Below are 14,024 nucleotides of genomic sequence, written 5' to 3'. Positions count from 1 at the left end.
GAATATTTTGCAACTTAAAAGACTACAATAAAATAGAAGTGTCCCTAAAAATTTTAGCTTTGCTCATCACGCTTTTAATTGTATCACAGGCAACCTGCAATTCGGGATTTTCCTCAGCTAAAACACCTGCGAATTTTTTACAGTTTTCAGTTCTAATTACACTATATATTCACACTATTAAAGGAGGATTAATTATGAGTTCTTTTTCAACAAGTATGGATTTAGTCGAGTTTATCGGTAAGCTTGGTGACTTAAAGGATGAACACTACCACATGACCCTTGCCTTTAGCGCAATGATCGAATTGATGATTGAAAAAGGCCTAATCTCCCGCCAAGAATTAGATCGCAAGACCGCTGAACTTGATCAGCTTATGACTGGCTCAGCTTATCCCATGGCGTAGGTAGATCATAATACGTATCACACAGTCTGAACTCACTATCTTTGAAAAAACAGCCCCGATCCTCCATTGCGCCGCGTACCGACATTTTTGCCAAATCCATCATATTGTGATCCCGGCTTAAATGCGCCAAATAGGTCCGTTTGGTCCGCCCTGTAAGAATTTCGCTAAGCGCAGCTCCAGCTGCCTCATTGGAAAGGTGACCCATGTCGCCTAGGATGCGCCGTTTCGTATTCCACGGATAACGTCCCATTCTCAGCAATTCGATATCATGATTCGCCTCCAGCACCAATACATCTGCATCTGAAATTGCATCTCTAACCTTATCACTAACATAGCCCAGGTCTGTAGCTACACATAACTTCTCTTTTCCATCATAAAAATTGTAACCCACTGGCTCCGCCGCATCATGAGAAATCGCAAAGGATTCTACTCGCATGCTACCGAAATCCTTGTGCTGGCCAGACTCCATGATCATACGGTTATACTCCGGTATTTTACCAATTCCCTTCTCGATAGCTCCCCAGGTATTGGTGTTCGCATAAATCGGAAGATCGTATTTACGGGCCATGGCCCCCAGTCCCTTGATATGATCAGAATGTTCGTGTGTAACTAGAATCCCGTCTATATCATTACCCGTTAGTTCACGCATGGCCAACAGCTCATCGATCCGCTTGGCACTAAAACCTGCGTCAATCATAAGTGTTGTCTCCCCGTTTCGTACCACCGTTACATTGCCGGTAGAACCACTGGACAGTACTGTAAATGAAATCCCCATTTTCCTTACTCCTTCTACTCTGTTGTCTTAGGACTGATGATGTCCGCACTAATAGCATCCACATAATAGGCATTGCCGTTCTCCAGCATAAACCGCCACATCGGCGAAGCTACCTGACTTTCCGAGTTGAACAGCTCACCGTAATACCCCAGCTCAATCTCCTTCACTACGGAATCTGCCGGGAAATACTTCTCTATCAAACTACTAAGTGCTTGCGATGCTGGAAGCACCTTCTGTTCTTTATCGCTGCTGCTTGTCCCTATTTCAATCTTCGGCCAGCGGTAAGCTACGATTTTTTGATCACTGTTAATCAACTCTAGCCTAACACGGAACAACGACCACTGATTTTGAACCAGCGGATGAAGAACAAACTTCCCAACCTCACTTTCCTGTGAATCAAAGCGATAATTGGAAATGTCAGGAATCTTATCCTCAAGCGCCTTGCTAAGCTCTGAGAAGGAAGAATAGATCAGCTTGCTGTCTATAGGTACATCTAATTTAATTGGTGGTTCAGTCTGCTCTTCAGCAGAATAACGATAAGTAATGTTAGGAAGCTGCGGGGTAGAAGCCGGAATGGGACACAATACACGAATCCCTTTCTGCTCCATTACGGCTTGGGTCTCAGCAGACAGGGAAGTAAAATCAAGATTAGCACTAACCTGATCGCGCAAATCGACCCACAGCTGGTAACATAGCAGCAGATTCAGACCTAAAAAGGCGCAAATCAGTACATTTTTAGCTCTTCCCCAATCCATACCCGAACCTCCTAAATGTTAAATGAACCTCTTGCCCATTAATTTAAAGTAAGAACGCTGCCATCACTAAGTGTAACTTTCCAGACAGGTATCAGCTCCAGATGATCTTCCTTCACCTCAGGCACATAGGCAGGCGTTAAATCCTTCACTGCCGAAGTTTTACTGACCAGAGACAACCTATACTCCAGATCCGCACCTCCAGATAGCTCCACTACCTTTTTTACGGCCTTACTTTCATCTATATAGATTAGAGAACGTTCATAAGAGGATACTGTTCCCTGCTGCAGTTCCAGATTTATTACACCATACTGTAATGATGAATTGCTCATTATCGGATAGGAGCCGTACGGATAGGAGCCATAATATTGTTGAAAAGAGACCTTTCTCTCCTGTCTCCCTTCCTCTGTAGCCTCCAAACGGTAAGTTCCATTCCATCCGCCATGCTGGTTCACAAACTCTACAGCTTCCAAAGCATCCTTGGCAGGAGTACTTTCTCCAGCTGGAAGCGCCGCAGGGTCGCTATAGCTCATCCAGTTCTTACCCTGGTCCACCTGAAGGCTTCGTTTGCTGTCCGTATAAATCTCCGAGCCGTTTTTCTCCCGGATATATCTAGTGCTTCCAACATCGAAGAAAAGATTACTCTGCATTTGCTCTATGGTGTACATCCCGGAAGGCATGTCTACCTGAACCAGAGAAATCTTACTGTCTGGCACATAATAATCCCCGCTTACGGTCTTGTAAGGCGTCCAATTCTTACCGAAATCAACATGCTGCTGCACATCCTGAACCGTTAAATCCGCTTTTGCCGCTTCGTATATGATGTCGCCTCTCGTACTGAAGAAAATAGCATGGGCCTTGGAATCATTCTTAATGTTATAGATCCAAATGCGATCGATGCTTTCTCCTTCAAAAAGGGAATCTGGCGATAACTGCATCACCCGCTGCAATAACGTTACCGGAATGCCTGCTCCGAACGAAAGCTCAATCCCAGGGTTCTCATTGCGGATCTTATCCCAATCATAATCCTGTACCGAGTGCCGTTGGAAGCTTTCGAAGCCACGACCTTTTAAGCGATTCATGATCAAGCTATAGAACGTAGAGTCCGGATAAAAAAGCGTATGCTTGCCTTCCCCCATATGGATGATCATTTTGTCAGGGTATAACAGGTTCTCTACCTTCTCTTCCGGACCCATATTATCTGTCTTCACATACAGGTTCTCAGAAAGCACTGCAGAATCAGCACCAGGCAAGCGGTAGATCAAATAATAGCTTTCAACCAGGCTTCCGAGCACGAGCAAGGCTAGAATGCATGATTTGATTCGTTCCTTCACGCCTCACTCCCCCTTTGCTCATTCAAAGGCAGGGTAAAGGTTACCTTTGAACCTTCATTTAGCTCGGATTGCAGGGAAATGGAGCCTCCATGTGCCTTCACAATTTCCCGGGCAATGGAAAGGCCAAGTCCGGTGCCTCCCATGTTCCGCGAACGTGCCTTATCGACGCGATAAAATCGTTCAAAGATCCGCTCGATATCTTTTTTTGGAATCCCTATCCCCGAATCACGTACAGAAATGGAGAGCATTCCATCCTCATTCTTCAACGCTTCCAATTCAATTGTACCGCCTTCTGGCGTATATTTTAGCGCATTGGAGACCAAATTCCCCAAGACCTGATCGATCTGATCGCGATCAAGCCACGCCGTGGTAACATCTTTGCGGACCCTTGTACTAATATCTATACGCTTCTGCCGAATCTGAAAAGAAAAACGATCCGCCACATCCTCCAGCATCTCGGTAATATCCGTCTGCTGAATTCGAAGAAGAGCTTCCTTGGAATCCAGACGGGAAAGATGCAGTAAATCCGTGACCAGACGAATCATCCGTTCCGTTTCGTTGCGAATAACCCCAACAAACCGAACCGCCAGCTGCGGATCTTCAAGTGCTCCATCATCCAGTGCTTCAACATAGCTTTTAATAGTGGTAAGTGGTGTTCTTAGCTCATGCGAAACGTTCGCCACGAACTCCCGGCGTGATTCCTCCAGATTCTCCTGTTCGGTGACATCCTGCAACACAGCAATTGTGCCGGCAATTCCACCCTCACGACGATGAATCGGAGTAAACGTCACTCTTACGATATTAGAATCTTCTCCACCCATATGGGTCAGATGAAGCATTGCAGATTGGGCATTACCTTTAGCCAGGGATCCGCTTTGTTCGTAATCTAAGCCCAACAGTTTATCTAGAGGAGCGCCTTCCGGCAACGGGCCTTCATTTCCGAGCATCAGTGCTGCCCGCCGATTCATCAGAATCACTACTCCGTTCTCATCTGTAGCCACAACACCATCACTCATGTTCGTCAGAATAGAGGTAAGCTTCTCCTTCTCCTCTTCATTCTGCGAGAGTGCTTCCCGCAATCTACCGGTCATATAATTGAACGCCTGACTGAGTTGTCCAATTTCATCATTGCCTAATACAGGCATTTTACGATTGAATCGGCCTTCAGCGACAGCCGTAGCATGCCTCGTCATTTCCTTAATAGGCTGCGTGATGGTGTGCGCCAGAATGACGCATAAAACAACCGTTAACGCTAGAGCTAACAGCAATCCTGAGATAAATACACTATTGATCCGGCCCATCGTGGCGTATAGATCCTTCATGTCAGCAGCAATATAGATTGCGCCCACTACCTTGTCCCCCGAGAGCACAGGCTTAGCCACAACCTTTTTCCGCACATTATCATCCGCAATAATATATTCCTCGTTATCACTGATGCCCTGCAAGGCCCGATTCACAACTGTCTGGGTGTTACGCTGCCCGACATAGTCATTCTGCGAGGGAACGGAAGTGGTGATGATTTTGCCGCTGGCATCCAGTACCTGAATCTCAGCCCCGTTAATGTACAGATTATTGACCATCCCGCGCAGACTTTCCACAGCGGTTTCCTCATCTGCCGTTCCAGCCTCACTACCAAATTTATCAGCAGTCAGGATAGACAACATCTCAGCACGCGCCTTAAGGTCCTTGGTGAAATTATCTGTTAACGAGTTCTTCATCGAGCTGACAAAATAAACCCCGATCAACTGCATAGCTATCAGAATCAGCAATACGTAAATAATAATAAGTTTCGCCTGAATTGTCCGGATAAAGGACCGCCACTTCATCACAGTCCTCCATTTTTAGGGCTATGCATCAAATAGCCAAGTCCACGCCGAGTATAAATATATTCGGGCTTGCTGGGGTTCTCCTCTATTTTCTCTCTTAGACGACGGATCGTCACGTCAACGGTCCGCACATCACCGAAATACTCAAATCCCCACACTGCCTGCAGCAAATGCTCCCGAGTCATCACCTTACCGGCATGTTTGATCATATAGTAGAGCAGCTCATATTCACGATGGGTCAAGTCAAGCGGCTCCCCGCCCTTATAGACCATATACATATCTGTATCTATAAACAGATCAAAATGATAAATGCCCTGCTTATTCTCTGCTGGTTCACTCGCCATCCCCTGTGGTGACGGTTTATGCTGTCTCCGCATCTGGGCTTTAACTCGGGCCAGCAATTCACGTGTACTAAAAGGTTTGGTCACATAGTCATCAGCACCAAGCTCCAGGCCAAGTACCTTATCAATCTCTCCGTCCTTGGCTGTAAGCATAATGATAGGAATGTCCAAGTGCGCAGAACGCACCTCGCGGCAGACGTCCATGCCATCTTTGCCGGGCAGCATAAGATCAAGCAGCATAAGATCGGGCCTTTTGGACAATGCCAGCTCCACTGCACTGTTGCCATCAAAAGCACAAATAACCTCGTAGCCTTCTTTTTCTAAATTAAATTTCAATATATCAGCAATAGGCTGTTCATCATCTACTACCAGAATCGTTCCCATCTGCATGTCCCAGCTTCACCTTCCTATCCTTACTTAATGATCATTCCTTTATTTTAACATACCTGTCTAACCGTCACATCCTACGAAATAAGCAATCCCCCTGCCCAGCAAAAAGAAACGGCTTTGCCGTCACTCGTAGATTTAAAAAAATAAAAACCGCCCGATTGAAATCGAGCAGTTAAAGGATAAAGTATGAATTATTGCAAATACTTCATTGGATTTACAGCAGTGCCATTCTTTCGAATTTCAAAATGAAGATGTGTACCCGTCGAACGTCCGGTGCTGCCCATTACGCCAATCTTGCCACCCTGCTCCAAGCGTTGGCCTGTAGAAACCGAGATGCTTTTTAAATGACCATAATAGGTTTGGTATCCATTGCGATGATCCACAATAACTACATTCCCGTATCCACTTTGCACCCCTGCAAAGATTACAGTCCCGGCATCAGAAGCTTTTATATTCCGATTGCTAGATACCATATCAATACCCTTGTGGGCACGGCTCCAACGCTCGCCGAAGCTACTTGTCAGGGTTGCCCCGCTTACCGGCCAACTGAACATGCCTGTTCCTTCACCAACAACCTTCGTTCCCCGATAAACAACTTCTGGCAGCGAGGCTTTTATAACGGTCTGGCCTAACCATTCTTCTTGAACGACCGTACCGTTTTCCTTCGTTACCCGATACTCCATTTCCTTAAGTCCAGTTTGCCCTGGACGAACCACTTTACTTTTGCCTGCCGCTAGCTGATCGCTCGAACGCACAACCACTTCCGGCTCAGTCACTATCTGCTCAGTCACTTTTTCCACTGTTACTACTGTAACATCTGGTTGGGGTACCTTCAGCTTCAGTGTATCTCCAATCTTCAACGTCAGCTCTTTCACGTTAGGGTTGTTACTATAAATCTCTTTTTGGGTGATTTCAAACCGTTTGGCAATCCCCGAAATCGTATCGCCCTCTTGAACAGTATAAAGAAGGGGGGCCTCTTTACCTTCGGTAAGTGTCTGGACCGCTGCCTCCACATCCAACACTTTATTAGGATCTGCTTTGATAGGAACGATAGAAATATCTTCACTAATCTCTACCGACTCTACTTGCTCTGGAGCCTTCGCTTTTGCAGCAGATGAGCTGGAAGCAGCCGTTCTTGTTAGCTTACTAGCCGTCGTTGCTACTTCTGCTTGTGGGACATAATGATTTTTTACCCCTTCAAGCACAGCATTTGCAGTTTCCTGATCCTTAACTATGCCAACGGCCTTGCCATCTACCATCAATTGCACGCCTACCGCATAAGCTTTCAGCATTCCATCTAGTTTAGTAAGTGTCGCCTCACTATCAACTTCTGGCTTGTATGCCTTCTGCTCTTCTATTGTTATGCCCTCTGTTTGCAGCACCATGGTTGAGTTCGGATATTTCTCCTGATATTCTCGTTGTTTCTTATCGTATAGCTGGTTAAGCTGCGTCTGATCGGTAAGTCTTCCGACTTCTTCACCCTTCACCAACACTTGATAATAGGTAACCGTGTTAGCAGCTACATACTTTTTCTCTGCTCCAACCAACACCGTAGCTAGAAGCACAAGGCCGACAGATCCCAAAATCCAAGCACGCAGAAATCTGCGAGTACCTTTCTCTTGTTGAAAGTGTTTGGAGTCGTGATCGAAATTGTGGCTCTGTTGAACATTCGCCTCGGACTCTGCTGGATGTCCATCCTGCAGCTTGCTCATCCGACGCATGAACTTAAATCCCTTCATGAAACTCTCCCTTTCAGTCCGCTTTTACTTCCGACAAAAGCGGCCAAGCTAATTGTACGACCTCGATTATATAGATTACGTCATGTAAATTTCTGCGTATACTAGTGCTTAATTCCTGCTTCTAATGAACCTATAAAAAGGTTGTTAAGGAGGTTACAAAAAATTAACCTCTTGAGGTCCTTGTTTACTGTACCATAGCTTAGAGAAAAATTTCAACTTTAGACATAACAAAAAACCCGCGTATTTGGCGGGTTTTTTGCGCAAATATGAAATTTTAACCTTTTTCATGTGTCTATAAAGTGACAATTACAAATGCTATTGCGTAGATTCTGTAGTTGGTGTAAGCATTTTCATTATGCTCTCATATTCGTCTGCATCAACATATTTTGCAATTACCTGTTGCAGCTCTTTAACCTCATCTTCTGTTAATCCATCCTCCATCGCTGTTGAAATTTTTGCCATCTCATCCTGGGGTAGTTTGGACATCAAAATATTGAATATATTTACCTTCTCTTCCGATGGAAGATTATCTTTGAAGTCACTGAGTGCCTCAGGTGTCATTACTAATTGTTGGTCACCAACACTTCCACTTCCGTTATCAGCTGAACTTTCGGTTGTAACTTGACCCATAACTGGTAAGGCATCAGTCGGAGTATTATCATCTACGGGCTCACCCTTGCCTTTAGCTGGCGAATCCGTGCTTTTGTCGGTCTCCTTGCTAACTGTACTCCCTGTAGTTACTTCTTTATTGGCTGTATCCGAGTCAGATTTGTTATCCATGCCAATGATGCTCCGAATCATTCCTCCAAATCCCGGACCGGGAGTATTCACTTTAATATCGAAGCTAGCCAGTACCGACTGAATATAAGCATTTACAACCACGCCCGTTGTTAGAATTGAAAGAGTGCTAGCAAGTACCACAATCAGACATACGCTAAGTGCACGCTTCACGATCTTCATCTTCATTTCTCCTCTCACCTATGTTCAAGCCTATCTGGTAGATCATGTACATGTTCTTCTATACATCCAGTATTGACTAGAACCGGCCTCGGGAAACGTCTAGGCATAAATCTAGGCCCCAAAAGAGAGAGATATAGTCCTCAGAACAAAAAAAAGAGCCTCTAACGAGGCTCCTTAGTATAACTAGGTTTTAGATATAAATTGGCAATACTTGATTCGTCTGCTCACGGTTACGACCCACTGAGAAGATAGCAATCGGAATACCTGTAAGCTCAGATACACGTTCAACATATCTGCGTGTATTTGCTGGAAGATCATCCAACGTTTTTGCAGAAGTAATATCTTCGCTCCAGCCTGGAAGCTCTTCATATACCGCTTCACATTCTGCCAGCATTTTGAGGCTAGCAGGGTAATGAGTAATTACCTCACCACGGTATTTGTAGCCTGTGCAGATCTTCACGATCTCAAGTCCGCTAAGTACATCCAGCGAGTTAAGAGAGAGCCCTGTGATTCCACTTACACGACGAGCGTGGCTCACAACTACACTGTCGAACCAGCCTACACGGCGCGCACGTCCGGTAACTGTGCCATATTCATGACCTGTTTCACGGATATAATCACCTGTTGCATCATTCAGCTCTGTAGGGAACGGGCCATCTCCAACACGAGTGGTATAGGCTTTTGCAACCCCAATAACCTGTTTGATTTTGGACGGTCCCACACCAGAACCTATGCACACTCCACCGGCAGATGGGTTGGATGAAGTAACAAACGGATACGTACCTTGATCGATATCAAGCATTACTCCTTGCGCACCCTCAAACAACACTTTGCGATCCGCATCAATGGCATCATTAAGAATAACAGAGGTGTCTGTTACATAATTACGCAGCACTTCTGCATATTCCAGGTATTGAGTCAGAATCTCTTCTACGTTAAGAGCTTCGGCACCATAGACCTGCGTAATCACTTGGTTCTTCTCTTGCATCAAGGGGCGGAGTCTCAGTTCGAATTCCTCAGCGTCCATCAAGTCAGCAATACGGATACCGTTGCGTGCTGCCTTATCCATATAACAAGGACCGATACCTTTACGTGTAGTACCAATCTTGTTCGGACCCTTACGGTCTTCTTCGAGAGCATCCAGCACCATATGGTAAGGCATAATGACATGAGCACGATCACTGATCACTAAGTTCTTAGTATCAAAACCGTTCTCGTGAATATAATTAATTTCTTGGATTAAGGCAGCCGGATTAATAACCATTCCGTTACCAATTACACAAGTTTTCTCTTTATAAAATACACCTGAAGGGATCAAGCTGAGCTTAAACTTCTCACCGTCAATCAGAATCGTGTGACCGGCATTATTGCCCCCTTGATAACGGGCGACCACATCTGCACTTTCTGCTAGAAAGTCAGTGATTTTCCCTTTACCTTCGTCTCCCCATTGTGTTCCCACGACGACTACCGTTGACATGTTCATTCCTCCGTAGGTGCTACTTAGCACCATTATTTTTCATAATATGGACCCTATACGTCATTCTTATGTACGTGGCCCTCCGGACGCCAAGCAGATTTAACCCGCTAAAGGACAATTCTCAGTGTAACAGCGGTTTTTTTCAAAGTCAAATAAAACGAACGATTACACAAAGAAATGTGCAATCGTTCGGGAATTATACATGTCAGGTTTAACCAGCAAAGGGTTCCGCATGTGCTCGCTCGTAGTTAACGAACTTGTTGAAATTTTTAAGAAAGACCAGTTCTACCGTGCCTACGGGACCATTACGCTGTTTAGCTATAATGATCTCAATAATATTCTTCTTCTCCGTATCCGCATTGTAATAATCATCACGATACAGAAACGCAACAATATCGGCATCCTGCTCGATAGAACCCGATTCACGCAAGTCACTCATCATTGGACGTTTATCCTGACGCTGCTCTACACCCCGGCTTAACTGCGACAGGGCAATAACCGGCACATCCAGCTCACGGGCAATCTGCTTCAATGTACGAGATATATCCGATACTTCCTGCTGACGGTTCTCTCCGCCTTTACCGCGGCCCTGAATGAGCTGCAAGTAGTCGATGACGATCATGCCAAGTCCTTTTTCCTTCTTCAGTCTCCGGCACTTTGCACGAATATCGGTTACCGTGATACCTGGTGTATCGTCGATATAAATCTCCGCTTCAGATAGAGACTGAATACCCATCGTCAGCTTGGACCAATCATCATCACTCTTGAAGTCACCGGTACGCATAATATTGGCATCTAAGTTGGCTTCAGCACAAATCATCCGCTGTACCAGCTGTGGCGCTGACATTTCCAGACTGAATATCGCAACAGTTTCTTTAGCGCGTACTGCCACGTTCTGTGCAATATTCAGGGCGAATGCAGTCTTACCAACAGATGGACGAGCCGCAACAATAATCAGATCGTTACGTTGGAATCCGTTAGTCATATGATCTAAATCCACAAATCCGGTTGGGATACCTGAGGTACCCCCCTTATTTTGATGAAGCAACTCAACCTTGTCGAACACTTCCATCAAGACATCGCGGATCGCAATAAATCCACTGCCGCTCCGCCGGTTGGAGATTTCAAGAATGCGCCGCTCTGCATCACTCAGCATATCGGCTACATCTTCACCGCCCGTATAACCTTCGCTCACAATTTGCGTGGCTGTGCGAATCAAACGGCGCAGCATGGCTTTCTCTTCGATAATCTGGGCGTAGTATTCTACGTTAGCAGCAGTAGGCACGGCATGCGCCAGCTTAGCTAAGTAGCTAACCCCACCAATATCTTCAAGCTCTCCTTTGTCCTGCAGTCTGGACGTAAGTGTAACAAGATCAATCGGCTGGCTCTCTTCTCCGAGCTGCACCATCGCCTCAAAAATCATTTGATGCGCTTTATCGTAGAAGTCTTCGGTATTCACCCGTTCCATTGCAGTAATGAGCGCTTCATCCTGCAATAGAACCGCACCAATTACCGCCTGCTCGGCTTCAAGATTCTGCGGGGGAACCCGATCGAAAAAGAGATCTCCACCCATGTTACTCCTCCGTTACCTCAACCTTAAGTGTGGCCTTTACTTCAGTATGCAATTTTACGCTTACTTGAAATACTCCTATATGGCGAATTGGCTCACCTAATTCAATCTTGCGCTTATCAATAGTAATTCCTTTGGTGGAAGCCAGTGTCTCAGCAATCTGTTTGCTTGTAATAGCGCCGAATAAACGTCCGCCTTCACCTGATTTTGCTTTCATTGTCAGTGTTAGCTCGTCAAGCTTCTTACCCAATTGCTGTGCTTCTTCTTTTTCGTTATCTTTACGGCGTTGTTCAGCAGCTGCTTGATTCTCCAGCGTCTTCACGTTACCTTCCGTTGCCGGCCGAACCAATCCACGTGGCAATAAGAAGTTAGAAGCATAACCTTCGGATACCTCTTTAACCTGACCTTTTTTACCTTGACCCTTAACATCTTTTATGAATATGACCTTCATTCGAATAACCCCTCTTTCGATTCGATTTCAGCCAGCACTTGCAGTAATCTGGCTTCTGCTTCTTTACATGTTCCTTCAAGCTGTACCGCGGCATTGGACAGATGCCCACCGCCGCCTAATTTCTCCATCACGACCTGTACATTCATACGTCCGAGTGATCGGGCACTAATGCCAATCAGGCCGTCAGGCCGCTCGCTGATGACGAATGAAGCGACTACGTTGGTCATCCCAAGCAGCGTGTCCGCAGTCTGAGCAATAAGAAGCTGCGGAATTTTCATGCCTGGTGCCGTAACTACGAGCGCGATTTGGTCATACACCATTCGCGCATGTTTGATAATTTCGGCTTTGGAAATATACTCCTGTAAATCCTCCTTCAGCATGCGCTGAATAAGTACGGTATCGGCACCATTCCGGCGCAGGAAGCCTGCGGCCTCAAAGGTACGCGAACCCGTATGGAGCGCAAAGTGCTTTGTATCCACCGTGATCCCCGCTAACAACATTGTAGCATCCAGCGGACTGATCTTTACCTTCTCATGGATATACTGAAGCAGCTCTGTCACCAGCTCACAGGTCGAAGAAGCGTAAGGTTCCAAATATACCAATACAGCATCATTAATGAACTCTTCACCTCTGCGGTGATGATCCACCACTACGATTCTGCTGGCATATTGTACTAGCCGCGGCTCCATCGTCATAGACGCCTTATGTGTATCCACAACAATTAGCAGGGTATGCTCTGTCATGATCTGTAGGGATTGCTCCGTTGTGATGAATGACTTATACAATTCATCATCCTTACGAATCTGCTCCATCATGTTAGTTATCGATGGATTAGGAGTCTCCATCACAATGCTAGCCTCTACATTATACATCTGCGCAGCCCTTAACAGGCCGATTGCAGCACCCACAGCATCGATATCCGGTGTCCGATGACCGAGGATCAGCACACGATCGCTCTCCTGCATCAGATCCCGCAAAGCATGCGCAATGACCCGCGCCCGCACTCGGGTACGCTTCTCAGCAGCATTACTCTTGCCACCGTAGAAGGATAACCGTTGGCCTGCTTTTACAGCCGCCTGATCACCACCTCGGCCAAGCGCCATGTCTAGACTGGATTGGGCCAATGCCCCTAATTCACTTGCGGAGTCTGCGCCAAAGGCCAGACCAATACTCAGTGTCATAGGTACCTTGAGATCAGCAGTCATTTCTCTGACTTCATCTAGAATCACGAAGCGGCTCTCTTCCAACGCTTGCAGGCTACGATGATTAAGCAGCATTAGATAACGTTCCGAGGACAACCGCCGCAGATAAACCTCAAACTGCTTACTCCATTCAGTGATTTCACTCGTCACCTTAGCAATCAGCGAGGTTCGCTGTTGATCATCCATTCCTTGAGCGGATTCATCCAGGTTATCCATCATCACTATGCCAATCGCCAGCTTCTCATCCTCATACCGCTCACGTAACACCACAAGCTCAGTGATATCATACAAGTAAAGAATACGCTCACTCGGAATAATGACAGCTTGATAAAATCGTTCATCCACGGTGATCTCAAGGCGGGTGTCATGGAGCACACCTTCTTTGGCGACCTCCCGCTTACCCGCTGCAGCACCTGTGAAAAAAGACTGCATATCAGGCAATAATTCTTGCAGTGACTCCCCAACTAAAGACTTGCGTGCGAAAATATCGCCGGCATAGCGGTTATTCCATTCCACCGTTCGATCCTCGCTAAACAGAATGATTCCAAGCGGCAGCATGCTGACTGCTTCGCCCTCTACCCGCTTAATGCGGAAAGATAGCCCATTAATATATTCCACCAGATTACGGCGGAACGAGATCTCCGCTTTCAACATATAGAAGCATAAAGTACCTGACAGAAACAGGCCGACGACCCCAAGCGCCCAGTTATAAACACTGACAATTATAATAAGGACCAACAGCAGCATGAACGCCCATACGGTATGATAGCCGTGCCAGCGTCTTTGCAGAAATTTAGGCATGAACT

At 46.0% G+C, this 14,024-nt stretch carries 12 protein-coding genes; 1 reads left to right on the top strand and 11 read right to left on the bottom strand.

Features of this window, described 5'->3' with window-relative positions:
* Positions 1–194: 194 nt before the first annotated feature.
* Entirely contained in the window at positions 195–401 is a 207-nt protein-coding gene (locus MHH60_RS06810; RefSeq protein ID WP_036677826.1) for a hypothetical protein, read from the top strand.
* On the opposite strand, the gene MHH60_RS06805 is transcribed toward MHH60_RS06810, so the two are convergent.
* The 11 genes from MHH60_RS06805 to MHH60_RS06755 all read right to left on the bottom strand — a co-directional run bounded on the left by MHH60_RS06805 (position 370) and on the right by MHH60_RS06755 (position 14,019).
* Positions 370–1,176 (bottom strand): MBL fold metallo-hydrolase, encoded by an 807-nt coding sequence (locus MHH60_RS06805; RefSeq protein ID WP_076132904.1) that lies wholly within the window; start codon positions 1,174–1,176, stop codon positions 370–372. The two genes, MHH60_RS06810 and MHH60_RS06805, sit on opposite strands and share 32 nt — an antisense overlap.
* A 14-nt stretch (positions 1,177–1,190) precedes the next feature.
* Positions 1,191–1,931, bottom strand: coding sequence for a two-component system regulatory protein YycI (gene yycI, locus MHH60_RS06800; protein ID WP_036677823.1), 741 nt, complete (start codon positions 1,929–1,931; stop codon positions 1,191–1,193).
* 38 nt (positions 1,932–1,969) lie between these two features.
* Positions 1,970–3,262: a YycH family regulatory protein gene (locus tag MHH60_RS06795; protein WP_036677820.1), complete on the bottom strand. Its 1,293-nt coding sequence runs from the start codon at positions 3,260–3,262 to the stop codon at positions 1,970–1,972.
* Positions 3,259–5,088, bottom strand: coding sequence for a cell wall metabolism sensor histidine kinase WalK (walK, locus tag MHH60_RS06790; protein WP_036677817.1), 1,830 nt, complete (start codon positions 5,086–5,088; stop codon positions 3,259–3,261). Before walK ends, MHH60_RS06795 begins: the two co-directional genes overlap by 4 nt.
* A complete protein-coding gene (gene yycF, locus MHH60_RS06785; protein ID WP_076124308.1) occupies positions 5,088–5,819 on the bottom strand; it encodes a response regulator YycF in 732 nt (243 codons plus the stop codon). The genes walK and yycF overlap by 1 nt, the downstream gene beginning before the upstream one ends.
* 191 nt (positions 5,820–6,010) lie before the next feature.
* Positions 6,011–7,558, bottom strand: coding sequence for a M23 family metallopeptidase (locus MHH60_RS06780; RefSeq protein WP_076132906.1), 1,548 nt, complete (start codon positions 7,556–7,558; stop codon positions 6,011–6,013).
* A gap of 315 nt (positions 7,559–7,873) precedes the next feature.
* The gene (locus MHH60_RS06775) at positions 7,874–8,518 is read right to left on the bottom strand and encodes a hypothetical protein (protein ID WP_076132908.1); all 645 of its coding nucleotides are present in this window, start codon (positions 8,516–8,518) and stop codon (positions 7,874–7,876) included.
* A 190-nt stretch (positions 8,519–8,708) separates the two neighbouring features.
* Entirely contained in the window at positions 8,709–9,995 is a 1,287-nt protein-coding gene (locus MHH60_RS06770; RefSeq protein WP_076132910.1) for an adenylosuccinate synthase, read from the bottom strand.
* A gap of 211 nt (positions 9,996–10,206) precedes the next feature.
* Positions 10,207–11,568 carry a replicative DNA helicase gene (gene dnaB, locus MHH60_RS06765; RefSeq protein ID WP_036677807.1) on the bottom strand — a complete coding sequence of 454 codons (1,362 nt, stop codon included), beginning with the start codon at positions 11,566–11,568 and terminating at the stop codon, positions 10,207–10,209.
* Position 11,569: 1 nt separating this feature from the next.
* Positions 11,570–12,016 carry a 50S ribosomal protein L9 gene (rplI, locus tag MHH60_RS06760; protein ID WP_036677804.1) on the bottom strand — a complete coding sequence of 149 codons (447 nt, stop codon included), beginning with the start codon at positions 12,014–12,016 and terminating at the stop codon, positions 11,570–11,572.
* Positions 12,013–14,019 carry a DHH family phosphoesterase gene (locus MHH60_RS06755; protein ID WP_076132912.1) on the bottom strand — a complete coding sequence of 669 codons (2,007 nt, stop codon included), beginning with the start codon at positions 14,017–14,019 and terminating at the stop codon, positions 12,013–12,015. The genes rplI and MHH60_RS06755 overlap by 4 nt, the downstream gene beginning before the upstream one ends.
* Between the last annotated feature and the right edge of the window lie 5 nt (positions 14,020–14,024).

Source organism: Paenibacillus sp. FSL H7-0716, from assembly GCF_038002705.1.
Classification (GTDB): Bacteria; Bacillota; Bacilli; order Paenibacillales; family Paenibacillaceae; genus Paenibacillus_AQ; species Paenibacillus_AQ odorifer.
This window is presented reverse-complemented; position numbering and strand designations above follow the sequence as displayed.

Bases quoted from the DNA above. Each gene is read 5' to 3' on its own strand.
- MHH60_RS06755 (WP_076132912.1), bottom strand. From the start codon at position 14,019: ATGCCTAAATTTCTGCAAAGACGCTGGCACGGCTATCATACCGTATGG.
- dnaB (WP_036677807.1), bottom strand. From the start codon at position 11,568: ATGGGTGGAGATCTCTTTTTCGATCGGGTTCCCCCGCAGAATCTTGAA.
- MHH60_RS06810 (WP_036677826.1), top strand. From the start codon at position 195: ATGAGTTCTTTTTCAACAAGTATGGATTTAGTCGAGTTTATCGGTAAG.
- yycI (WP_036677823.1), bottom strand. From the start codon at position 1,931: ATGGATTGGGGAAGAGCTAAAAATGTACTGATTTGCGCCTTTTTAGGT.
- MHH60_RS06770 (WP_076132910.1), bottom strand. From the start codon at position 9,995: ATGTCAACGGTAGTCGTCGTGGGAACACAATGGGGAGACGAAGGTAAA.
- MHH60_RS06805 (WP_076132904.1), bottom strand. From the start codon at position 1,176: ATGGGGATTTCATTTACAGTACTGTCCAGTGGTTCTACCGGCAATGTA.
- MHH60_RS06780 (WP_076132906.1), bottom strand. From the start codon at position 7,558: ATGAAGGGATTTAAGTTCATGCGTCGGATGAGCAAGCTGCAGGATGGA.
- rplI (WP_036677804.1), bottom strand. From the start codon at position 12,016: ATGAAGGTCATATTCATAAAAGATGTTAAGGGTCAAGGTAAAAAAGGT.
- MHH60_RS06775 (WP_076132908.1), bottom strand. From the start codon at position 8,518: ATGAAGATCGTGAAGCGTGCACTTAGCGTATGTCTGATTGTGGTACTT.
- walK (WP_036677817.1), bottom strand. From the start codon at position 5,088: ATGAAGTGGCGGTCCTTTATCCGGACAATTCAGGCGAAACTTATTATT.
- yycF (WP_076124308.1), bottom strand. From the start codon at position 5,819: ATGCAGATGGGAACGATTCTGGTAGTAGATGATGAACAGCCTATTGCT.